The organism is Maledivibacter sp. (genome assembly GCA_025210375.1).
Lineage (GTDB): Bacteria > Bacillota > Clostridia > Peptostreptococcales > Caminicellaceae > JAOASB01.
The window spans coordinates 89,935-113,614 of sequence record JAOASB010000004.1; the positions used below are offsets into that span (position 1 = coordinate 89,935).

The 23,680-nt window shown below is 34.8% G+C and carries 25 protein-coding genes and 1 riboswitch; all 25 genes read left to right on the forward strand.

The window, feature by feature from the left end:
- Nucleotides 1-14 precede the first annotated feature (14 nt).
- The 25 genes from N4A68_01415 to hemL all read left to right on the forward strand — a co-directional run bounded on the left by N4A68_01415 (nucleotide 15) and on the right by hemL (nucleotide 23,680).
- Nucleotides 15-713: a DUF2225 domain-containing protein gene (locus tag N4A68_01415; GenBank protein ID MCT4562977.1), complete on the forward strand. Its 699-nt coding sequence runs from the start codon at nucleotides 15-17 to the stop codon at nucleotides 711-713.
- A gap of 54 nt (nucleotides 714-767) precedes the next feature.
- Entirely contained in the window at nucleotides 768-1,082 is a 315-nt protein-coding gene (locus N4A68_01420) for a YbjQ family protein (GenBank protein MCT4562978.1), read from the forward strand.
- Nucleotides 1,083-1,173: 91 nt separating this feature from the next.
- The gene (cobU, locus tag N4A68_01425) at nucleotides 1,174-1,770 is read left to right on the forward strand and encodes a bifunctional adenosylcobinamide kinase/adenosylcobinamide-phosphate guanylyltransferase (protein MCT4562979.1); all 597 of its coding nucleotides are present in this window, start codon (nucleotides 1,174-1,176) and stop codon (nucleotides 1,768-1,770) included.
- Nucleotides 1,771-1,784: 14 nt separating this feature from the next.
- Nucleotides 1,785-2,516 (forward strand): adenosylcobinamide-GDP ribazoletransferase, encoded by a 732-nt coding sequence (cobS, locus tag N4A68_01430; GenBank protein MCT4562980.1) that lies wholly within the window; start codon nucleotides 1,785-1,787, stop codon nucleotides 2,514-2,516.
- Nucleotides 2,517-2,612: 96 nt separating this feature from the next.
- A complete protein-coding gene (gene cobC, locus N4A68_01435; GenBank protein ID MCT4562981.1) occupies nucleotides 2,613-3,203 on the forward strand; it encodes an alpha-ribazole phosphatase in 591 nt (196 codons plus the stop codon).
- A gap of 150 nt (nucleotides 3,204-3,353) precedes the next feature.
- A riboswitch (cobalamin riboswitch) is annotated at nucleotides 3,354-3,540 on the forward strand.
- Nucleotides 3,541-3,657: 117 nt separating this feature from the next.
- Nucleotides 3,658-5,070 (forward strand): cobyrinate a,c-diamide synthase, encoded by a 1,413-nt coding sequence (locus tag N4A68_01440; protein MCT4562982.1) that lies wholly within the window; start codon nucleotides 3,658-3,660, stop codon nucleotides 5,068-5,070.
- Nucleotides 5,071-5,077: 7 nt separating this feature from the next.
- The gene (locus tag N4A68_01445) at nucleotides 5,078-6,586 is read left to right on the forward strand and encodes a cobyric acid synthase (GenBank protein MCT4562983.1); all 1,509 of its coding nucleotides are present in this window, start codon (nucleotides 5,078-5,080) and stop codon (nucleotides 6,584-6,586) included.
- A 2-nt stretch (nucleotides 6,587-6,588) separates the two neighbouring features.
- Nucleotides 6,589-7,542 carry an adenosylcobinamide-phosphate synthase CbiB gene (cbiB, locus tag N4A68_01450; GenBank protein ID MCT4562984.1) on the forward strand — a complete coding sequence of 318 codons (954 nt, stop codon included), beginning with the start codon at nucleotides 6,589-6,591 and terminating at the stop codon, nucleotides 7,540-7,542.
- A gap of 13 nt (nucleotides 7,543-7,555) precedes the next feature.
- Complete coding sequence (gene cobD, locus N4A68_01455) at nucleotides 7,556-8,638, forward strand: threonine-phosphate decarboxylase CobD (protein MCT4562985.1); 1,083 nt, start codon at nucleotides 7,556-7,558, stop codon at nucleotides 8,636-8,638.
- Nucleotides 8,628-9,506 carry a cobalamin biosynthesis protein gene (locus N4A68_01460; GenBank protein ID MCT4562986.1) on the forward strand — a complete coding sequence of 293 codons (879 nt, stop codon included), beginning with the start codon at nucleotides 8,628-8,630 and terminating at the stop codon, nucleotides 9,504-9,506. Before cobD ends, N4A68_01460 begins: the two co-directional genes overlap by 11 nt.
- 17 nt (nucleotides 9,507-9,523) lie before the next feature.
- Nucleotides 9,524-10,144, forward strand: a complete 621-nt coding sequence (locus N4A68_01465) for a precorrin-8X methylmutase (GenBank protein ID MCT4562987.1) — start codon at nucleotides 9,524-9,526, stop codon at nucleotides 10,142-10,144.
- A 235-nt stretch (nucleotides 10,145-10,379) separates the two neighbouring features.
- The gene (gene cbiD / locus N4A68_01470) at nucleotides 10,380-11,498 is read left to right on the forward strand and encodes a cobalt-precorrin-5B (C(1))-methyltransferase CbiD (protein MCT4562988.1); all 1,119 of its coding nucleotides are present in this window, start codon (nucleotides 10,380-10,382) and stop codon (nucleotides 11,496-11,498) included.
- Nucleotides 11,498-12,133 (forward strand): precorrin-6y C5,15-methyltransferase (decarboxylating) subunit CbiE, encoded by a 636-nt coding sequence (gene cbiE / locus N4A68_01475; GenBank protein ID MCT4562989.1) that lies wholly within the window; start codon nucleotides 11,498-11,500, stop codon nucleotides 12,131-12,133. Before cbiD ends, cbiE begins: the two co-directional genes overlap by 1 nt.
- Entirely contained in the window at nucleotides 12,114-12,719 is a 606-nt protein-coding gene (gene cbiT / locus N4A68_01480) for a precorrin-6Y C5,15-methyltransferase (decarboxylating) subunit CbiT (protein ID MCT4562990.1), read from the forward strand. The genes cbiE and cbiT overlap by 20 nt, the downstream gene beginning before the upstream one ends.
- Nucleotides 12,720-12,740: 21 nt before the next feature.
- Nucleotides 12,741-13,499, forward strand: coding sequence for a precorrin-4 C(11)-methyltransferase (gene cobM / locus N4A68_01485; GenBank protein ID MCT4562991.1), 759 nt, complete (start codon nucleotides 12,741-12,743; stop codon nucleotides 13,497-13,499).
- On the forward strand, nucleotides 13,429-14,532 hold the full coding sequence (gene cbiG, locus N4A68_01490; protein MCT4562992.1) for a cobalt-precorrin 5A hydrolase: 1,104 nt from the start codon (nucleotides 13,429-13,431) through the stop codon (nucleotides 14,530-14,532). Before cobM ends, cbiG begins: the two co-directional genes overlap by 71 nt.
- The gene (hemA, locus tag N4A68_01495; GenBank protein MCT4562993.1) at nucleotides 14,533-15,813 is read left to right on the forward strand and encodes a glutamyl-tRNA reductase; all 1,281 of its coding nucleotides are present in this window, start codon (nucleotides 14,533-14,535) and stop codon (nucleotides 15,811-15,813) included. It abuts the gene before it with no gap.
- Between the two features lie 12 nt (nucleotides 15,814-15,825).
- Nucleotides 15,826-16,566 carry a precorrin-3B C(17)-methyltransferase gene (gene cobJ, locus N4A68_01500; protein MCT4562994.1) on the forward strand — a complete coding sequence of 247 codons (741 nt, stop codon included), beginning with the start codon at nucleotides 15,826-15,828 and terminating at the stop codon, nucleotides 16,564-16,566.
- Nucleotides 16,563-17,327, forward strand: a complete 765-nt coding sequence (gene cobK, locus N4A68_01505; GenBank protein MCT4562995.1) for a precorrin-6A reductase — start codon at nucleotides 16,563-16,565, stop codon at nucleotides 17,325-17,327. Before cobJ ends, cobK begins: the two co-directional genes overlap by 4 nt.
- Nucleotides 17,320-17,970 (forward strand): bifunctional precorrin-2 dehydrogenase/sirohydrochlorin ferrochelatase, encoded by a 651-nt coding sequence (locus N4A68_01510; protein ID MCT4562996.1) that lies wholly within the window; start codon nucleotides 17,320-17,322, stop codon nucleotides 17,968-17,970. Before cobK ends, N4A68_01510 begins: the two co-directional genes overlap by 8 nt.
- Nucleotides 17,971-18,903 carry a hydroxymethylbilane synthase gene (gene hemC / locus N4A68_01515; protein ID MCT4562997.1) on the forward strand — a complete coding sequence of 311 codons (933 nt, stop codon included), beginning with the start codon at nucleotides 17,971-17,973 and terminating at the stop codon, nucleotides 18,901-18,903. It begins immediately after the preceding gene.
- Nucleotides 18,904-20,418, forward strand: a complete 1,515-nt coding sequence (gene cobA / locus N4A68_01520) for a uroporphyrinogen-III C-methyltransferase (protein ID MCT4562998.1) — start codon at nucleotides 18,904-18,906, stop codon at nucleotides 20,416-20,418.
- Between the two features lie 61 nt (nucleotides 20,419-20,479).
- Nucleotides 20,480-21,199, forward strand: a complete 720-nt coding sequence (gene cobI, locus N4A68_01525; GenBank protein ID MCT4562999.1) for a precorrin-2 C(20)-methyltransferase — start codon at nucleotides 20,480-20,482, stop codon at nucleotides 21,197-21,199.
- A gap of 23 nt (nucleotides 21,200-21,222) precedes the next feature.
- Nucleotides 21,223-22,203, forward strand: coding sequence for a porphobilinogen synthase (gene hemB, locus N4A68_01530; GenBank protein ID MCT4563000.1), 981 nt, complete (start codon nucleotides 21,223-21,225; stop codon nucleotides 22,201-22,203).
- 187 nt (nucleotides 22,204-22,390) lie between these two features.
- Nucleotides 22,391-23,680 (forward strand): glutamate-1-semialdehyde 2,1-aminomutase, encoded by a 1,290-nt coding sequence (gene hemL, locus N4A68_01535; GenBank protein ID MCT4563001.1) that lies wholly within the window; start codon nucleotides 22,391-22,393, stop codon nucleotides 23,678-23,680.

A 23,680-nucleotide genomic window follows, 5' to 3' on the forward strand; every position in this document is an offset into this window, starting at 1 on the left:
CAGAGGTGTTTTTAATGAATGAAGAATTATATGTAAAAAGTATTCAATGTCCTGTATGCGATGGAGAATTTACAACTAAAAAGGTTAGAACATCGGCTATAAGGGTTTCAAAAAGAGATCCAGATTTTTGCCCTTATTATGAAAGCGAAAATCCATTGTTTTATAGTGCATTTATATGCAATCACTGTGGATATGCAGCACTTGAAGGAGAGTTCTCAAATCTAAAGCATACTGATAAAGAAAAAGTTAGGAATATAATAACCCCTAAATGGTATCCAAGAAGCTACGGGGGTAAAAGAAGCCTTGATGAAGCTATTGAAGTATATAAATTAGCTTTGCTATGTACTAATGTTTTGGGGGGAAAGGATAGTCTTTTAGGTAAAATATGCTTAAGATTATCGTGGTTCTATAGATATAAGGAAAATATAGAAGAAGAGAAAAAATTCACCCAATTTACAATAAACTCCTTTGAAGATGCATATACTGGGGAGCGAATAAATGATGATGAATATGATGAAATATCCATATTGTATTTGTTAGGGGAGTTAAGTAGAAGGGTAGATAATTATAGTAAATCCATAATGTGGTTTGATAAAGTCTTAAGCAATCCACAAATAAAGAAGAAAAGACATATAGAATTAAAGGCTAGAGATCAATGGAGTATAGCAAGGGAGCAATATAAAAAGCAGAAAAGAGTTGTAGAAAATTTCTAATCTCCATATAAATATTTATCCATAACTATGGGTAGAAAGGAGAAAATGAATAAGATGGTTTTAGTAAATACTAATGAAATACCTGGCAAAGAAATTGTTGAAGTATATGGTTTGGTTAAGGGAAGTACTATCCAATCAAAACATATTGGAAAAGACATTTTAGCGGGATTAAAAACAATAGTTGGTGGAGAGATCAGTGAATATACAAAGATGCTAGAGCAAGCTAGAGAAATAGCAATTAAAAGAATGATAGAGGAAGCCACTGGTAAGGGGGCCAATGCCATTGTTAATATTAGATTTGCTACATCTGCTATAATGCAAGGGGCGGCTGAACTGTTAGTATATGGTACAGCCGTTAAAATTAAATAATTATTGATTTTATGAATATTCCCTCATATAATAAAGATGTCCTAATACTAGGGCATTATTTTTTAACCAAAGAAAAATGGAGGGATCATATATGGCGAGTAACAATATAAGGAAATCATCGGATAAGGATTCTAAAATTATATTAATTACTGGAGGAGCGAGGAGTGGAAAAAGTTCCTTTGCAGAAAAGCTAGCAGCTGATTTAAGCCAAAAAGTAGCATACATAGCCACCGCGATACCCTTCGATGAGGGAATGAAGGATAGAATAAAAAAACATAAAAATTCCAGACCCGATTATTGGATGACCTATGAAATCTATAAAGATATTTATAAATATATAGACCAGATATCACAAAATTATGATGTGATTTTATTAGATTGTGTAACTATTCTAGTAACCAACCTAATGTTTGAGAACCATGAGATCCATTGGGATACCATTAAAAGAGAAGAAATTGACAAAATAGAGATACACATAAAGAAACAAATTAGTCTGCTTATAGATGAGATGAAGGCTTCAAAAATAAAGTCCATTTTAGTTACAAACGAAGTTGGGATGGGAATAGTGCCTGAAAATAAATTGTCTAGGGTGTTTAGGGATATAGCCGGTAGGATCAATCAATTTATAGCAGGTAGTGCGGATGAAGTTTATTTTACAGTTTCTGGTATACCTATGAAGATAAAATAGAGGAGAAAATGGTTATGAAGAGATTTATACTTATGCTTCAATTTTTAACAAGGATACCAATTAATATAAACCTACAGGTTGATGAGGATGACTTTTTCAAAGGAGTTATATTTTTTCCACTGGTAGGATTAATTATTGGAATGTTTGTAGTCATTGCCTATTATGTAGGCACAAGAGTATCTAGTAAGCTATTAGGTGCTGTTTTTGCAATAGTTATAGAAATATTTATTACCGGTGGACTACATCTCGACGGATTAGCCGATAGCTTTGATGGGATATATAGTAATAGACCGAAGGATAGGGTCTTAGAGATAATGAAGGATAGTAGACTTGGAACCAATGGAGCATTAGCCATATTTTGTATCTTGATATTAAAGATTGCACTGATAAGTGGTATTGAAATTGTATATGCTTATCCAATACTACTTTTGATGCCAGTGTTTTCAAGGCTTAATATAGTGTTTGCATCTAGAATAGCTAAGCCGGCTAGGCCTCAAGGTATGGGGAATCTTTTTATTGGAAGGGTAAATACAAAGGAGTTTATACTTGCACTAATTATAGCAATAATCCCTTCACTGATATTTTTGAGGATTAGTATCTCCATAGGAATATTATTAATATTTGCCCTATGGTATGTAAGGCATATAACTGGAAGAATAGATGGAATGACAGGGGATACTCTAGGTGCATTGTGTGAATTGTCTGAGGTAGTGTTTCTCTTAATTGCAGTTGGTGTGGTTAGGTAAAAGTTCTTAGATAAATCACCAACGGAGAAATTCGGGTTTTTAGGCAGCCAGAAGGGACTTTAGTCGTCTTTATTAAGTATGTTAGGAGATTTAAGTATGCTAGAGATAGTTTTTGTGAGACATGGGGAATCGGAGATGAACAAGGAGAGGGCATATTGTGGATGGACAAATTCCCTTCTTACGAAAAATGGATTAGAACAGGCTAAGCTAGTGGGTGAAAAGCTATCCTGTGAAGACATTGACCTAATTATAAGTAGTGATTTAGATAGATGTCTTAAAACTGCGGATATAATTAATAGCTTTCATAAAAAAAATATAACTACAGAGCCGGATTTTAGGGAGTTACACTTTGGCTCCTGGGAAGGACTTTCCTATGATAGGATTTGTAGGGATTTTCCACAAAAGTCAAAGGAATGGGAAAAAGACTTTATAAATTTTAAAATACCTAGGGGCGAAAGCTTATTTGACATGCATCAAAGAGTAAATAATGCATTTGATAGGATGATTGCTCGGCATAAAGAGGGTAAAATACTTATAGTATCCCATTCGGGAGTTATTAGAAGCATTTTATCACAGCAGATATCGGGAGGTATTGATGCATACTGGAAGTTTAAAATAGAGAACTGTGGGATAACTAGGCTTCAAATAGTTGATGGATTTCCCATAATTACTTCAATCAATCAGTAATTATTTAACAACATTTACTTTGTTGAAAACTATAGAATATGTATTGTTTATAATTAGCTATTCTGATAAAATAAAGCTGTACCCAGATCATTCATAGGAAATTTAAAGTTGAATTATATTTTTAAACTTTCTATGAATAATCTGGGTTATAATTTAATACTTTTAATAGGTGTTTTTTAATAACTTTAAAGGGAAAATGGTGAAAATCCATTACAGCCCCCGCTACTGTAAGTGAGGATGAAACTAGAAATAACCACTCGATCTGTGCTATCGGGGAAGGTTCTAGGAGTAAGTTGATCCACAAGTCAGGAGACCTGCCTATTAAGTAAGCAAACTACCTTCGGCGGGAGGGGGGATACATACATATTCCTCAATTATATATGTATTTTACCTGATCTCGCTATGTGTCAGGTTTTTTTTATTGCAATTTAATTAACTCATAAGAGAGAAATAGGTGATAAAAGTGAAAATCCCTAGAGTAGTTATAGCAGGAACTCAAAGTGGAGTGGGTAAGACTACAATATCCACGGGCATAATGAGGGCGCTGGTTTTAAGAGATATTGATGTTCAACCCTTTAAAGTAGGGCCAGATTATATTGACCCTGCCTTTCATAGCTTTGTAACCCGTAACAAATCCAGAAATCTAGATAGCTGGATGCTTGAAGAGGAAATTTTAAGAGGTCTATTTATTAAAAACTCCCAGGATAAAAGAATTTCTGTTATAGAAGGCGTAATGGGTTTGTACGATGGCTTTGGTATCCAAAGGGATATGGGAAGTACAGCCCATGTATCAAAAATAATAAAGTCTCCTGTTATTTTGGTAATAGATGGAGGCGGTATGTCTTCAAGTGCTGCTGCTATGGTGCTTGGATACAAAAGCTACGATACTGAGATGGACTTAAAGGGAGTCATAATCAACAATGTATCCGGAGAAAAACACTATCAACTATTAAAAAGGGTTATAGAAAAGGATACGGGAATAAAGTGTTTTGGATATTTAAAGAAAAATCTAAATATAAAGCTTGAAAGTCGACATTTGGGGTTAGTTCCTAGTGTTGAAGTAGATGGCTTAGAAAATAAATTAAATGAGCTTGCTGAAATGGTTGAAGGAACCATAGATATAGATGGAATTATAAGTCTTGCTGATGGGGCTATAGAGTTAAAGTATAGCAATAAAACTAATATAAGTATAAATAAAACTATAAATATAGGAGTTGCATTAGACAAAGCATTCAATTTTTACTATCAAGACAATTTAGACCTCCTAGAGGATTTAGGAGCTAATCTAGTTTATTTTAGTCCTTTAAAGGACAAGGATTTACCTAAAAATCTACATGGACTATATATAGGAGGAGGTTTTCCCGAGGTTTTTGCAAAGGAGCTTGAAGAAAATATACAAATGAGAAATGCAATAAAAAAAGCTTCAGCCAATGGGATGCCTATATATGCTGAATGTGGTGGATTGATGTTTTTAACAAATTCTATTACAACCCTGGAGGATAAAAGGTTCAAGATGGTTGGAGCTTTCCATAGAGATGCCAGGATGACTAAAAGACTTCAAAGATTTGGATATGTATATGTAAATATAAATAAATCCTGTGCTATTTCCGGGGGAAATGAAATGGTGAGAGCCCATGAGTTTCATAGATCGACTTTGAATGATAGTAGTGGAGAAAACTGTGCATACAGAGTGGATAAGATAAGGGAAAATCAGCTTCAAAAATCATGGGAATGCGGACTTGTAAAGGATAATACATTGGGAGCATATGCCCATATTCACTTTTATGCTAATAAAAAATTAGCTGAGAACTTTATAAATAATTGCAGGATATTTAAAGAAAAAGGAAGTGTTAGCTTTGAAGAATAAATCATTAATGCTGCAAGGTACAGCATCATCCGTTGGTAAAAGCATATTGACCGCTGCTTTTTGTAGGATATTCAAGGAGGATGGATACAAGGTATCCCCCTTTAAATCTCAAAACATGGCACTTAATTCATATATAACTGAAGAAGGACTTGAGATGGGAAGGGCTCAGGTAGTTCAAGCAGAAGCAAGTGGACAAAGCCCCTCGGTTTTAATGAATCCCATATTGCTAAAGCCTACCACGGATAAAAAATGTCAGGTCATTTTGAATGGCAAGGTTTATAATAACCTTTCTGCAATGGAATATCATAACTTTAAACCAAAGCTTAAGGAATTGGTTAAAGAGACATATTATAAGCTCAGCAAGGACAATGATATAGTTGTTTTAGAAGGTGCAGGCAGTCCAGCAGAGATTAACCTTAGAGAAAATGATTTAGTAAACATGGGTATGGCAGAAATATCGGATTCTCCTGTGGTTATAGTAGGAGATATTGATCGTGGTGGAGTATTTGCTTCTATTTATGGGACTATAAAGCTTCTAGCTAAGGAAGAACAAAAAAGGGTTAAGGGCATAATAATCAATAAATTTAGAGGCGATGTAGAAATACTAAAGCCCGGTATAAAGATGTTAGAAGATTTAATAGATATACCTGTTTTAGGTGTTATTCCATATATGGATGTTCAAATAGAAGATGAAGATAGTCTTGCTGAGAGGTTTAGAAGAAGAGAAGCCGGTAGGGGTGAAATTAATGTTGAGGTACTGTATCTTCCCCATGTGTCAAACTTTACGGACTTTAATGTTTTTGAAACCCAAGAAGATGTTAATTTAAGGTATGTTATGAGGGGAGAAGGGATAGGTAATCCCGATATATTGATAATACCTGGGTCGAAAAATACCATTGAAGACCTAATATATCTTAGAAATTCTGGACTTGAAGAGCAGATTCTTAGATTGAGTAGAGCAGGAAAAATAATAGTAGGTATCTGTGGAGGATATCAGATATTAGGAACAAAGATAAAGGACCCCCATGGAACAGAAAGTGGCATAGATGAAATAAATGGATTAGGGCTTTTAAATACTGAAACAGTTTTTGAGCAGGAGAAGACTACAACTCAGATAGAGGGTGACATTCTTACCCACAATAATGGTATATTAGATAATATACAAGCCCATAGGGTTATGGGATACGAAATCCATATGGGACAAACCATCCTTCTAGATGATACTTCAGCTTTTCTAAAAATAACAAAACGGTTGGATAAGTATGTAGAGGTTTTAGATGGGGCAGTAAATAAAGAAGGAAATGTATTTGGAACCTATATACATGGGGTTTTTGATAATATCGAATTTACAAGAGAAATCCTAAATAAAGTTAGGGAATTAAAGGGACTTGGAAGAATTGAAAGCAGCGTTCATAGCTTCGATGACTTTAAGGAAAGAGAGTATAGAAAGCTGGCTAAATGTGTTAGGAACAATGTTGACATGGAAAAAATATATGAGATTGTAAATGGTGATTAGATATGGAGCATATTTTTATAGGTTATTTTTTAGATATAGTTTTTGGTGATCCATATTGGATTCCCCATCCCATTAGATTTATAGGTAAGGGAATTAGTAAATTTGAAGTATTCTTAAGAAGATTCTTTAAGCAGGAAAAGGAATTAAAGCTAGGTGGAGTGATACTAGCTATTGGGATTATAGGGTCAACCTATTTGATAACATTTTTAACATTGACTCTTTTAAAGAATTTTAGTCAACCTGCTGCTATGGTTGTTGAGACTTTTATGATATTTCAAATACTTGCTGCCAAGAGTCTTTCAAAGGAAAGTAGAAAGGTTTATTATCCATTAAAGGAAGAGGATATTCCTGGTGCAAGGAAGTTTTTATCATATATAGTTGGAAGGGATACAGCTGGCTTAGATGGTGAGGAAATTACTAGAGCTACTGTTGAAACCGTTGCTGAAAATATATCCGATGGGATTATAGCTCCTTTAGTATATATATTTATTGGAGGCGCACCCTTAGGTATGGCTTATAAAGCTATAAATACTTTAGATTCTATGGTTGGCTATAAAAATGATAGGTATAAGGATTTTGGTTGGGCATCGGCAAAAATCGATGATATTGCCAATTTTATACCCGCTAGATTGACAGGGGCTTTAATTACATTATCCTGCATATTCTTAAGATACGATACCAAAAATTCCCTAAATATATTGATAAGAGATAGAAAAAATCATAGCAGTCCAAATGCGGGCTATCCTGAGTCAGCAGTTGCAGGGGCTCTAGGTATCCAGCTTGGAGGAACAAATATATACTTTGGGAAATCTGTTTATAAGCCTACCATTGGAGACAAACTTCGCAATATAGATATTGAAGATATAAATAGAACAATAAGGATAATGTATCTATCATCGTTTTTAGGAATTTTCTTGTTAGGAATCATTAAATACTTTATGGACTTGTTTATATAAAGGAGAGATCAAATTGAGAGCTAGGCATGGGGGAAATATTTATGGGATCGCAAAAGAATATGGAATAAGTCAGAATGAAATCATTGATTTTAGTGCAAATATTAACCCTCTTGGGATACCAAATAAGCTCAAAGCGGCTATTGCTTCAAATATTGAAATGTTAGGAAATTACCCTGACCCCGATTATAAAGATTTAGTAACAGCCATAGCAGGATATAATAATATAAATGAAGATTTCGTGATACCTGGAAATGGTGCTACAGAGATAATCTTTAAGATAGTTGAGGCTGTAAAGCCTAAAAAATCTCTGCTCCTAGCACCGACCTTTCTGGAATATGAAAGGGCCTTGAAAAGGGTGGAAAGTGAAGTACACTATTATTCATTAAATGAAAATAATGAATTCAATATAGATAAAAATGAGCTGCTACAAAAACTAGATTATGACATAGATTTTTTAGTATTATGCAATCCAAATAATCCTACTGGACAGATAATTGGTAGGGATATATTAAAGGAAATATTAATTAAGTGTAAAAGTAGATCAATAAATCTTATGCTTGACGAAGCCTTCATAGAATTCGTAGATGATGAAGAAAATAGTAGTTTAATAGATTTATTAAACGACTTTGACAATTTATTTATAATAAGAGCATTAACTAAGTTTTTTGCTATACCCGGTTTAAGAATAGGCTATGGGCTTATATCAAATAAAGGTATCAAAGAAAGGATTATAAGTAGAAAAGAGCCATGGACAATAAATGGTTTTGCTGCTATTTGTGGAGAAGTTTTGCTTGGGGACAAGGAATATATTAGTAGGAGCAAAGAATACTTTGTTTCCCAAAGAAAACGTATGCATGGGAAACTTAAGGAATTAGAAGGAATTAGGGTATTTGAACCCCGTGCTAATTATATCTTTTTTAGACTGCTAGATGAAAATATAGCTTTAAAGGATAGATTAATTACTAGGAAGATATTAATTAGACAGTGTGACAATTATATAAACTTAGGAAAAGCCTTTTATAGAGTTGCTATAAAGGATGAAAAGTCTAACGATAAATTAATTGAGGCGTTAAGAGAGGTATTATATGAAGATTAAAGTTAAATGTCCAGCCTCTTGTGGTGAGTTGATTCAGGGTGTTATAGGAGATGGTGAGAAGCTTATATCCCTTCCCATAGATATATATTCAGAGGTTACACTATTTGAAACAAAGAAGCCAGAAAACAAAACAAATAGAAAAAAAGCTTTCAAAGCCCTTCAAAGGACCTTTGAGTACTTTAATACACCAAAGGAATATATTGAAAACATTTCTCTTGAGATCAACTCTAATATACCTATAGCTAAGGGAATGGCAAGTAGTACAGCGGATATTGCAGCTACTGTGATATCTGCGGCTGAGCTATTGGGAAAAAAGCTCACCCCTAAAGAATTGGGAGAGCTGTGCTGCAAAGTGGAGCCTACGGATAGTATTATATTTGATAAGCTAACATTGTTTGATCATATCAAAGGAAGAGCCATAAAGGAATATGAGTGGAATCCATCGATAAAGATTCTGATTTTAGAGCTTGATAGCATTCTAGATACAGAAGAGTTTAGAAAAAATGATTATTCAAAGATAAGATTAGAAAATCAAAATGAAATAGAGAGAGCCCATGAAATATTTTCACTAGCATGTAAGAATAAAGATAAAAAACTACTGGGTAAGGCAGCTACTATTAGTGCAATAGCCAATCAAAAATTATTATTTAAGCCTGCCTTTAATGAAGTTGTGGAAATAGCCACTAAATTAAATGCCTATGGGGTCAATGTAGCCCATAGCGGTACGGTAATAGGCATACTATATGATGAAAAGGAAACCGACGTCGATAGATTGAAGGCTACTCTATGTAAAAGAAATATGAATAAACACTATATTAGGTTTCATACTGTAAATATGGTAGCAGGTGGAGTTAGAGCCATAAAATGAAAAAAGGAGCGGATTTTATGAATAATTATATTAAGAATCCCTATGAGATTGAGAAAAGAAGCTTTGAAATAATAACTGAGGAATTGGGAGATAAAACTTTTCCAGAGGAAATAGGAAAGGTAGTTAAAAGAATAATACACACTACTGCTGATTTTACATTTGCTGATATTACGATCATAAATAATGATGCTATAGAAAAAGCTAAGGAGGCGTTAAAGGCTGGTAAGAATATTTATACAGATACTAAAATGGCTATGTCCGGTATAAATAAAAGAAAATTAGGGGAGCTTGGAGGAGCGGTTTTAAACTTCGTTTCTGATTCCGATGTTGCTGAGAAGGCTAAAGAAGAAGGTGTGACCAGATCCATAGTAGCTATGAGGAAAGCAATAAAGGAAAATCCAGAGGGAATATTTGTTATAGGAAATGCTCCTACAGCTTTATTTGAATTGATGAAGCAAATTGAGCAGGGGAATGCCAGACCTTCCTTAGTGGTAGGAGTTCCTGTGGGTTTTGTTGGAGCTGCTGAATCAAAGGAAGAGCTGTTAAAGCTCGATGTTCCTTACATTGTTACAAGAGGAAGAAAGGGCGGAAGCAACGTAGCTGCGGCGATAATCAATGCTATTCTTTACATGATATAGATGTGTGCTTTGAAAGTATATCTTACTCAAGTAGCCACTGAGAATCCTTTTACGCTCCTCCTATAAACCTGTTTATCATCTGAATAAAAGGAGGACAAAACAGGTTTATAAAGGGAGCTAAAAGGAAACCTCAGAGTCTACTTTCGTTTCTAAAGTTTGAGTAGCACACATATTAGAACTTAGAATTACAAATGTGTCATAGGGGTATTTGTCCCAAACGAAATGAGGTAATATCGTGCTTGAGAAATACGTTGTGAAAAACGGAAAGAAAATGAGATATGGCTATACTACTGGTTCTTGTGCGGCGGCGGCTTCTAAAGCCGCTGTCTATATGGTGCTTAACAATAGCATAATAGATAAGATAGATATAGAAACTCCCAAGGGCTGGAATTTAACCTTGGATGTAGTTGACCCAATTATTGAAGCAAAAGGTAAAACGGCATTCTGCTTTATTAAGAAGGATGCTGGAGATGATCCAGATATTACCCATGGTATTTTAATTGGTGCTAGGGTAGAAATAATAAACACTCCAGAAATCATAATCAATGGGGGTAAGGGTGTTGGAAAGGTCACGAAGCCAGGCTTGTATGTCCCCGTTGGAGAGCCAGCAATTAATCCTGTTCCTCGGAAAATGATTGAAGGAGAGGTTTTAAAGCTTCTTCCAAAAGACAAGGGTGCAATTATTACTATAACTGTGCCAGAAGGTGAAAAAATTGCTAGAAAAACCTTTAATCCTAAACTTGGGATATTAGGTGGGATATCGATTTTAGGGACAAGTGGTATAGTAGAGCCAATGTCCGATGATGCATTTAAGGAATCCCTTGCTATTGAACTTAAGATGGCTGTAAAAAATGGACTTGATAAAGCCGTATTGGTTCCTGGTAACTATGGAGAGGAAAATGCTATAAAGCTTTTTGGTATAGATAAAGGAAATATACTAAAGACAAGCAACTTTATTGGATTTATGCTTAATAAATGCATTGAAGAAAAAATAGAGAAAGTATTGCTAATAGGACATATTGGTAAGCTTGTGAAGGTCGCTGGGGGCATATTTAATACCCATAGCCGAGTGGCGGATGGAAGGCTGGAAATTATTGCTGCTAATCTAGCTTTGATGGGAGCATCTAGGGAAGTAATAGAAGAGGTTTTTAAGTGTGTCACTACGGAGGGGGCAGTTGATATCATTGGGGTCCATGATTATGATGGGGTATATGGGGTATTGTGTGAAAAAGCAGAGGAAAGATGTTTAGCTTATACCCATGGTGAACTTGAGGTTGGAGTTATTATGTTTTCCATGGATAAGGGGCTTTTAGCTATAGGCCATAAAGCTAAGGATATTTTGGAGGAATTCTAATGAATAAAATATATGTGCTAGGCATGGGGCCAGGCAATAAGGACTATATTCTACCCATTACTTTAAGACTTATAGGGGAAAGTGATGTTCTAATCGGTGGAAAAAGAATTTTAAAGGACTTTGAGAACAATGGAAAGGAACTTTTGTATATAGATAGTAAACTTAGTAAAATCATTGAATATATAAAGCAGAATAAGGATAAGAAAAAAATATCATTACTTTTGTCGGGGGATACTGGATTTTATAGTATGCTTAGTTACTTGAAGAAGAATCTTAAAGCTAATGAAATGGAAGTTATACCTGGAATCAGTTCTTATCAGTATTTAATGGGAAAGCTAAAAAAAACTTGGCATAATTCCTTTGTAGGTAGTGTCCATGGTAGGGAACTTGATATTATATCTGTTGTAAAAAAATATGATAGTGTTATCTTACTTACTGATAATATTAATTCTCCTTCAAAAATTGCTGATATTATAGTTGAAGCAGGATTTAAAAATAAGACTATGATTGTAGGAGAAAATCTGTCCTATGAAAATGAAAGAATTATTATTGATTTACCTAAAAACATTTCAAAAATAAAGGATTTTAGCATGTCAGTGGTGGTGATTGAAAATAATGAAAACATGGAATTATAAGACACCGGGTATTCCCGATGAATTCTTCATAAGAGGAAAGGTTCCAATGACCAAGGAGGAAATCAGGGCCCTTGCCATATCAAAAATGAGATTAAAAGATGATTCCCACATAGTTGATATAGGTGCCGGTACGGGTTCGGTTTCTATAGAAGCCGCTTTAGTTTGTAGTGCTGGTAAAGTAACTGCTATAGAAAGAAATATAGAAGGAATTCATCTAATTAAAGAAAATGCCCATAAATTCAGTGTAAAAAACATTAAAGCAATCCATGGCAAAGCATTGGAAGTTCTAAATGATATAGATTCCTTTGATAGAGCTTTTATTGGCGGGAGTGGAGGGCAGCTTAAGGGTATATTAGAAATTTGCAAAGAAAAATTAATTGATAAAGGGATTGTAGTAATAAATGCCATTACAATTGAAACAATTTATAGAGCTATTAATATATTAGAAGAATTAGAATATTTAGATTTAGATGTTGTATCCCTTACTGTATCTAAAGGTAAAAAAGTTGGAGGATATACCATGATGGAAGGATTAAATCCAATATATATAATTAGTGCAAGAAAACCCAATATTAAAGCTATGTAAAAAAGGGAGGAGAAGGGCAAAATGAAGGTTTATTTCATAGGGGCTGGGCCCGGTGATCCAGAACTAATTACTCTAAAGGGATCGAAGAAAATTGCTGAGGCAGATATAATAATATATGCGGGGTCATTAGTGAATAAGGAAGTAATAGAGAATAGAAAAGAAGAGGCAGAGGTTTATAATAGTGCTTCAATGACATTAGATGAAGTTATAAAGGTTATGGAAGAGGGAATTAAAGAAAATAAGGTTATTGCTAGGGTTCATACGGGTGATCCAAGTATATATGGAGCTATAAGAGAACAAATGGATATATTAGATGAAAAGGGAATTGAATATGAAGTAATCCCTGGCGTTAGCTCATTTTTAGCGGCTGCCGCCGCAATAAAAAAGGAATTTACTCTGCCAAGTGTTTCTCAAACTGTTATATTGACTAGGATGGAGGGCAGAACGCCTGTACCAGAAAAGGAAAGCATTGAAAGCCTTGCAAGTCATAGGGCAACTATGTGTCTATTTCTTTCTGTACACATGATTCAGAGGTTAGTCGATAGACTTTTGACTAGCTATTCATTAGATACACCTATTGCAGTTATTCAAAAAGCATCTTGGAAGGATCAAAAAATTGTTATGGGAACCCTAGAGGACATAGCTGAGAAGGTTAAAGCTGCAGGAATAACAAAAACTGCCCAAATACTAGTGGGGAATTTTTTAGGTGATGAATATGAACTCTCAAAACTGTATGATAAAAACTTTAGCCATGAGTACAGAAAAGCAAAAAATGAATAGGGCTATAATCACCCTTACTAAAGGTGGTATGGAGCTTGGCTTAAAGTTATTAAATGAATATGAAGACTCAATTCTTTATATAAATAAAAGATTTAATGCTGACAATGAAAGGGTAAAGAAAATAAATAATGGTATTGGAGAATTAGTGACATCTATATTTGATAAATACAAATGTTTAGTTTTTATAATGGCAACGGGTATAGTTGTAAGAGCTATTGCTCCCCATATCCAAAGTAAGGATAAGGACCCTGCTGTTATAGTAATGGATGAAAAGGGGAAAAACGTTATATCCTTGCTATCGGGACATTTAGGAGGGGCAAATGATATAACGATTGATATAGCTGAAAAGCTAAACAGTAATCCCGTTATAACAACAGCTTCAGATGTTAATAATACCTTGGCTGTGGATACGTTGGCAGTGAAGCTAGGATGCAGATTTGAAAATCTTACCGATGCAACAAAGGTAACCTCCCACATAGTCAATGGTGAAAAAGTAGGTATTCTAAGTAAGTATAATCACAGTATTAAACTACCCCATAATTTAACTATCTTAAAGGGGATTGAAGACTTTAAAGGTTTTAAAGGAATTATAAATATTACAAATGAAAAGAAAATGACCAAGTTTAAAGTGGATACAGTGGTTTTAAGACCTCGTAATATTATAATAGGTATTGGATGTAGAAGAGATAAGCCTGAGGAGGAAATAATTACTGCTATAATTGATGCCCTTGATAGGGTAAATAAAAGCCCGCTATCTATAAAGCATATTGCGACTATTGATGTAAAAAGAAGTGAAAAGGGTATAATAGATGCAGCTAATTATTATGGTGTTCCCTTAAGGATTATTGATAGTGAAAAAGTAAAAGGTGTAGAAAAAAGCTTTGAAACCTCTAATTTTGTTAGAAATTCTATAGGTGTTGGAGCCGTAGCTGAGCCCGTTGCCATATTATCTTCTGACAAAGGCAGTTTGATTTTGAAAAAAACTAAGTATAACGGTATTACCATAGCTATTGTAGAAGAAGGTGAAGTATAAATGGATATTGTAGTGGTTGGATTGAGTCATAAGAAAACCCCTATACATGTCAGAGAATCCGTTTCTTTTTCTGAAAGCCAACGGGAAAAAGCATATCAAATTCTTATGAAGGCCCATTATATACAGGAATTTGTAATTATCTCTACGTGTAATAGAAGCGAGATAATTGCTGTAACAAGGGATATTGAAAAGGGTATAACCCAGCTTAAGAATTTTTATGTAGACTTTTTTTGTTTAGAAGCAAATAATATAGACAGTTATTTTATCACACTATGTTCCGATGATGCTGTTAAGCATGTTTTTAATGTAGCAGCTGGTTTGGATTCTCTGGTGATTGGTGAGGATCAAATTTTAGGACAATTAAGAAATGCCCATGATTATTCAAGGGAAAAGAAATCGACTGGCAGAATATTAAATAAGCTTTTCTTAGAAGTCATAACAACATCTAAGAAAATAAAGAGGGAAACCCATATATCTGAAAATTCTTTGTCCATAAGTACTATTGCTGTAAAATTTATTGAAAAGAAATTTAAGGATTTGAAAAATAAAAGGTTATTAGTAATTGGCGTAGGAAAGATGAGTAGAATCGCCATAGAGAATCTTATCTATAGAGGTGTAGAAGAGATATTTGTTACAAATAGGACAAAGGGACATGCCATTGACCTGTCAAAAAGATATGAAAAAGTCGGGGTCATTGACTTCAAGGATAGATATAAGATGATTCCCTATGTGGATATAATCATTAGTTCAACAAGCGCACCCCATTATGTATTGAAAAAAGATGTATTTGAGAAAAATTATGATTCGGGCAAAGAACTCTGTATTATTGATATAGCTCTTCCGCGGGATGTTGATTCACAGATAGAGGCTTTAAAAGGGGTATCCCTTTATGAGCTGGATGAATTGAAAAATGTAGCTGATGAGAATTTTAAGTCTAGAGTAGAAGCAGCAAAGGTTGCATCCCAGCTTATCATTGAAGACTGTATAAAATTTGAAAATTGGTACAATTGTTTACCGGTATTTCCTGTTATAAAGGAATTAAAAGTCTATAGTGAGACGGTAGTTAATGATGAACTTGAAGTTTTTTTATCAAGATTAAAGCATCTCGATGAAAAAGACTTGAATCAAATACAACTTTTTACAAAGGGTTTAGTCAAGAAGCTATTCAGAAGACCTATACATGAACTTAGAAGGGCTGGAGAAGATAGACAGGGAGAGTTATATTCTAAAGTCACAAAGGAGCTTTTTGGTCTTATGGATGCATCTTGTAAAAAAGAATAAGTAGGTGAAGAAATGAATAAAAATGGGAAAATATATGTTATTGGCATAGGCCCAGGAAATAGAGAACAAATGAGTTTGTTAGCCCTAAGGGCTATTGAAGCATCTGAGGTGATTGTAGGATACAAAACCTATATAAGTATAGTTGAGGATTTACTCGAAGGAAAAGAAATAATAAATTCCGGTATGAAAAAGGAAATAGAAAGATGTAAGATAACTATAGATGAAGCTGAAAAGGGAAAGGTTGTAGCTATAATAAGTAGTGGAGACCCAGGAGTATATGGCATGGCTGGGGCTATTTTAGAACTAGTAGCCAATAGAAATAGTGATGTTGAGGTTGAGGTGGTTCCAGGAATTACTGCTGCAAATGCTGCCGCTGCATCCTTAGGAGCGCCACTTATGCATGATTATGCGGTGATCTCCCTTAGTGATCTCCTTACTGATTGGGATGTTATAAAAAAGAGGATTGATTGTGCGGCATTGGGAGATTTCATAATCACCCTTTATAACCCTAGAAGTAAAGGAAGGGTAACTCAAATAGAAGAAGCAAGGGAAATAATTATGAAGCACAGAGGGCCTTCAACCCCTGTTGGTATAGTGAGAAATGCTAAAAGAGAAGGGGAAGAAGTGGTTATTACAAGCCTAGAAAAGATGCTTGAGCATAGGATAGACATGTTTACCATGGTTATTATTGGTAATACAAATACCTATGCCATGGATAACAGGATGATAACTCCAAGGGGATATTTTAAATGATTTTAGTTTTAAGCGGTACAAAGGATGGAAGAGAAATAGCCTATGGGCTTAGGGATAAGGGTTTTAATTTGCTAGTTTCTACTGCGACTGACTATGGAAAGTCTCTTTATGATGAGGGAAGGGGGCTTAAAGTTATTAGCAATAGACTGGACTATGATGCAATGATAAAGTTAATTAAAGAAAACTCAATTAAGCTCACAATCGATGCAACCCATCCCTATGCAGATAAAGTCAGTGAGAATATAACTAGGGCATGTAGTTATACAAGTACTCCATATATTAGATATCAAAGGGAAAAAAGTAGTTTTAAGGAATATGCCCATATGATTGATTGGGCCATGGATTATGAAGATGCAGCAAAAATATTGGCAGGTTTTAAAGGAAATGCATTATTAACTACGGGAAGTAAGACCCTTGATATTTTTGTGGGTAGAATATCCCCTAAGGTACTTTATCCTAGACTACTTCCAACCAGTGAAGTTTTAAAGAAGTGTGAGACTTTGGGATTCAAGCCTTCAAATATTATAGCAATGCAGGGCCCATTTACAAAGGAAATGAATATTGAAATAATAAAGAAATATAATATTGATGTTTTGGTTACAAAGGATAGTGGTAAAGTAGGAGGTACAATTCAAAAGCTTGAAGCAGCAAAACAGGAAGGAATACATGTTATAATCATATCAAGACCCGAAGAAAAACGAGAAGTAGCTTTTGATAATATCCATAGGCTAGTAGATAAGGTGAGTGAGATATATGGATAATTACTATCCTATTATGCTTGATATAAGGAATAAGAAATGTAAAGTTATAGGTGGGGGAAGGGTTGCCGAAAGGAAGGTAGCTTCTTTGATATCTTATGGTGCAGCCGTTGAGGTAATAAGCCCCTTAGTCTCTGATAAGCTTCTGGAGTATTATGGGCAAGGAAAAATCAACTTAAAACAAAGGCAGTATATATATGGTGATTTAGAAGATAGTTATTTAGTTTATGCAGCCACTGATGATGAAAATGTAAACCAAGCTTGCTTAAAGGAATGCAGAGAAAGGGAGATTTTCTTAAACGTAGTGGATAGTCCGGATATGTGTGATTTTATCGTTCCAGCAAATATTAACAGGGGGCATCTAAATATAACTATATCCACTAATGGGAAAAGTCCAATGCTTTCTAAAAAAATTAAAGAAGAGCTTGAGAAATTATTCCCAGAGGAGTACAGGGAGTATCTAGATGCATTGGGAGAATTAAGGCATAGGGTGAAAATGGAAGTGAAGGATATCAATAAAAGAAGAAAGATATTTTACAATCTAGTATATTCTGATATATTTGATAGATATTTAAAGGGTGAAGTGGCAGATTTGAAAAAGGAGCTGTATGCTTTATATTTAAATGCCTGCAAGGAGTTGATATGAATGGCAAAAAAGGAAATAATAATAGGAAGTAGGGCAAGTAAATTAGCCCTTACTCAAACTAATATAGTAATAAATGAGCTAAAAAAACATTATCCCCAAATAGACTTTAAGATAAAAGAAATAAAAACAATAGGAGATAAGATACTAGACAAAACCTTAGATAAAATAGGGGGAAAGGGTCTTTTTGTAAAGGAGATTGAAGCTGCTTTACTAAAGGGTGATATAGATATCGCCGTTCATAGTATGAAGGATGTACCCAGTGAGTTCCCTGAAAATCTAGAGATATCTGCAATAACTAAAAGGGAAGATGCTAGGGATGTATTGATAACAAAAGAAAATAATTGTTTTTATGAACTGAAGGAAGGTGCAGTAATTGGAACAAGCAGCCTTAGAAGAGGGGCTCAATTAAGGGGACTTAGGGCTGATGTGAAGATTGTACCTGTTAGGGGTAATGTCCAAACTAGGATAAATAAAATAGATGAGATGAATTTAGATGGTGTGATACTTGCAGCAGCGGGTTTAAATAGATTGGGTTTAGAAGATAGTATATCGGGGGCCTTTGATACACATGAAATTGTTCCTGCCGTAGGCCAGGGGGCTCTTGGTATAGAAACTAGAAAAAATGATTTTTTTATTAAAGATGTGGTATCGAAAATTAACCATAAACATACGGCAATTACTATTAATGCAGAAAGAACCTTTATGAGAATATTAAATGGTGGATGTCATGTTCCTATCGGAGCATATGCCTTCATAGAAGGTGAAAAGCTAAAAATGATAGGTTTGGTTGCAGAGATAGATGGAAGTAAAGTGATAAAGGTTTCTGGTGAAGATGAGATTGAGAATTATATGGCATTAGGGGAAAAAATAGCTAAAGAAGTTTTAGCCAAGGGTGGAAAAGAGATTCTAAATTCCTTAGAGGATGGTGAATAAATGAGCAAAAAGGTATATTTAGTAGGGGCTGGACCGGGAGACTATAAGCTTATTACCTTAAAGGGGCTTGAATGTATTGAAAAGGCAGATGTTGTTCTATATGATAGGTTGATTAATCCTAGGCTTTTAAAATATGCTAAGGAGGATGCAGAAATCATATATGTTGGTAAAGCCCCAAATGCCCATTCCTATTCCCAAGAAGAGATAAGTAAGCTTATTTTAGATAAGGCCCTTGAAGGCAATATTGTGACAAGACTTAAGGGGGGAGATCCCTTTGTATTTGGGCGAGGTGGAGAAGAAGCCCTATTGCTTACTGAAAATAATGTGGAATTTGAGATTGTACCAGGAATAACATCGGCAATTTCAGTGCCAGCCTATGCAGGGATTCCAGTAACCCATAGAAATGTCAGTTCATCATTTCATGTTATTACTGGACATGAAGACCCACTAAAGGAAGAATCTTCTTTAGATTTTCATGCATTGGGAAAACTAAAGGGAACCCTTATATTTTTGATGGGGATTAGAAATATTGATAGCATATGCAAAAATCTGATTCAGCATGGACAGCCTAAGGAAAGACCTGTAGCTGTTATTAGAAGGGGTACTACGGCTGAACAAGAGATGTTGGTTGGGACTCTAGAAGATATAGCACAAAAAATAAAGGATAATAATTTTAAAAATCCCGCCATTATTATTGTGGGTGAAGTAGTAAATCTATGGGAGACGCTAAGCTGGATTGATAAAAAAATATTATTTGGGAAAAGGGTTTTGGTAACACGTACTCGTCTACAAGCTAGTAAACTATCTGAGAAAATTGAGGGTTTAGGTGGAGAAGCCGTAGAGTTTCCTACCATAGAGATAACTCCAAATGAAGATTATTCAGAAATAGACAAAGCAATAGGCGAGATAGAAAAATATGACTGGATTATATTTACTAGTGTAAATGGTGTTAAATTCTTCTTTGATAGAATGAAGAAGCTAAAATTTGATATAAGGCTTTTAAAAAATGCAAAGCTATGTGCAATTGGCCCTGCCACGGCAAATGAATTGAGTCAGATGGGTTTAGTAGTAGAGTATATTCCAGAGGAATACAGGGCTGAAAGCATAATAGAAGTATTAAAGGATAAAATTGAACCCGGCGATAATATTCTTTTACCTAGAGCAGATATAGCCCGTAAAGTATTGGAAGAAGAGTTAGTTAAGCTTGATGTTAATGTAGACAATATACATGTTTACAAGACCATTATTCCTAAGCATCAAAGAGGAGAGCTGTCTAATATATTGAAGAGTAAATCAATTGATGTAATTACATTTACCAGTTCTTCTACGGTTAAGAATTTCTGTAAGATACTTGGTGAGGACAATATGAATCTATTAGATGATATACTTATAGCGGCTATAGGCCCTATAACTGCCCAGACTGCATATGAATTAGGGATCAAGGTAGATATAGAGGCAAGGGAATATACCATTGATGGGTTGGTGGATGCTATCATCAACTACTATAGTAACTAATAATACACCAAATTTTGTAGTAAAAGTAATTTTAAGATAATATAGATTAGGGGGACATATTATGAAGGGTAAATTTTATGGCATAGGCGTTGGCCCAGGCGATCCAGACCTGTTAACGATCAAAGCGAAGAAAATACTTGATGAGGTCGATATTATCCTTGCACCTGAGACTAAGGATGGAAAGGGTAGCACAGCTTTAAATATAGCTAAACCCCATTTGAATGAGGATGTTGAGATCATAGAAAGAAAATTCCCAATGACTTATGATGTAGATGTTCTAAATAAGTCCTATGATGAGATTTCAGATTTCATTAAGGAGCTTGTAGATGAGGGAAAAAGAATTGCTTTTTTGACCCTTGGCGATCCTATGGTTTACAGCACATATATCTATCTTTTTAAAAGATTGAGGCTAAAGGATGTTGAGATGGAAACTATACCTGGCATTACTTCCTTTTGTGCAATAGCCAGTAAAGTAGGCGTTCCCCTTGGTGAGAATGAAGAAACTATAGCCATAGTTCCTTCTGTTTACTATGAAAAGGGAAATGAAAAATTAGAGAAAATACTTGATAGTATAAATAATATAGTATTTATGAAAGCAAGTGGTGAGATTGATGAGCTTATAGATGAGTTAGAAAGCACTGGTCATAAGGAGGGTTCTGTGTTTGTCTCAAGACTTGGATTAAATGATGAAGTTATAGAAAATGATATAGAAAAAAGAAGAGGTATTAAAAATAATTATCTTTCTACCTTGATTGCAAAGAAAAGCATAAAAGCAAGGTAGGTTCTTTATATGGAGGTGTAGTGATGCTAGTAAATAGACCAAGAAGACTTAGAGCAAATCCCCAGATTAGAAGTCTTGTAAGGGAGACACAGCTTAATGTCGATGATCTAATATATCCTATTTTTTTAGTTGAAGGTACAAATATTAAAAAAGAGATTTCCACATTACCAAACAATTATCATTTTTCCATAGATATGATCAAGGAGGAAATAGAGGAATTAATTGAGCTGGGAATAAAATCTGTAATGTTATTTGGTATACCAAAGGATAAAGATGAATTTGGTAGTGAAGCATACAATGAAGATGGGATAGTGCAAAGAGGAATTAAAGAAATAAAAAAAATTACTAATGAAATGTTGGTTATAACCGATGTCTGTATGTGCCAGTATACTGATCATGGCCATTGCGGTATTATTAATGGGACAGAAGTTGACAATGATTTGACCTTAGAATATTTAGCCAAGATTGCTTTATCCCATGTAAAAGCTGGAGCCGATATGATCGCTCCTTCCGATATGATGGATGGTAGGGTAGCAGCTATAAGAGAAATACTAGATAATAATGGATACTCAAATATATCAATTATGTCCTATAGTGCAAAATATGCTTCTGCATTCTATGGACCCTTTAGGGCAGCGGCTGATTCAGCTCCACAGTTTGGAGATAGAAAAACCTATCAAATGGATCCATGTAATTCCGACGAAGCTATACGTGAAGTAGAAATGGATATATTGGAAGGTGCCGATATTGTAATGGTTAAGCCAGCCCTTTCCTATTTAGATATAATAAGAAGAGTTAAGGATAATTTTAATCTTCCCATCGCAGCATATAATGTAAGTGGGGAATATGCCATAATTAAAGCGGCTGCCAAGGCTGGTTTGGTAGATGAAAAAATGATTGTAAAAGAAATGATAACTAGCATTAAGAGAGCTGGAGCAGATATAATAATTACTTATTTCGCCAAGGATTTGGCAAAATGGATTTTAGAAGAAAAGGTTAAATAAAATTGAGAGAATAGTAATTTAATATAGATATTCCAGTTGAACAATTAATTTATACACATCAAAAATCCCTAGAAGCATCGGATATTTTGAGATGTATAAATTAAGCTTAACTTTGGGAAATCTATATATTTACTTTGAATTAAAGGGTGAACTATTCTTGTAATGTATATATTAGGGAGGTAATTATATGAATTTTTTAAAATCTGAGAAAGCCTTTGAAGAAGCAAAAAGGTATATTCCAGGGGGGGTAAATAGTCCTGTAAGAGCCTTTAAATCTGTTTCTGTTAACCCTCCATTTATAAAAAAGGGTAAGGGTTCAAGGATATATGATATAGATGATAACATGTATATTGATTATGTTGGTTCATGGGGACCTTTAATTTTAGGTCACTGCCATGAGCAGGTTATGGAGGAGTTAAGAAGGGTATTAGAAACAGGGACAAGCTTTGGGGCTCCCACTGAGAAGGAAACCGAGCTTGCAAAGCTAATATGTGAGGCTGTACCATCCGTGGAAATGGTTAGAATGGTTAACTCAGGGACGGAGGCTACTATGAGTGCCCTAAGACTTGCCAGGGGATATACTAAGCGTGATCTTATTGTAAAATTTATAGGTAACTACCATGGCCATTCCGATAGCTTATTAGTTAAAGCAGGGTCTGGGGCACTAACCCATGGGGTTCCCGATAGTCCAGGAGTACCGGCGGATATTGTAAAGAATACTATATCAGCAAAATACAACGATATAGAGGGAATGAAAAGTATTTTTAAGGCCCATGGAAATAATATAGCTGGGGTGATTATTGAGCCTGTTGCAGGAAATATGGGGGTAGTACCAGCAACTCAAGAGTTTATGGATTTCCTAAGAAATATCACTAAGGAATATGGTTCACTGCTTATTTATGATGAAGTGATGACAGGCTTTAGGGTTGCTTTTGGTTGTGCCCAAAGCCTTTATAATATAGTTCCTGATATTACATGCTTTGGTAAGATAATAGGAGGAGGACTTCCCGTAGGAGCATATGGTGGACGAAGGGACATTATGTCTAAGATGTCCCCGGCTGGACCTGTTTACCAAGCGGGAACTTTATCTGGAAATCCCTTGGCTGTTGCTGCGGGCTTGACTAATTTAATAATATTAAGGGATAATCCTAAAATATATGAGGATTTGGAAGTGAAATCAAAGCTTCTTGAGGAAGGTTTTAGAAAAAATTCAGAGGAAATTGGAATAAAAACGGTATCCAATAGAGTTGGGTCAATGCTATGTACGTATTTTACTGATGAAGAAGTAAAGGACTATGATTCGGCTGTAAAGAGTGATACAGATAAATTCACTAAGTATTTTGAAGAAATGCTAAAGCAAGGAATTTATTTAGCTCCATCACAATTTGAAGCTTCTTTTGTTTCAGCCTCCCATACTATAGAAGACATAGAAAAGACTATCAAAGCTAATTACAATGCTCTAAAGAAGCTAGTATAA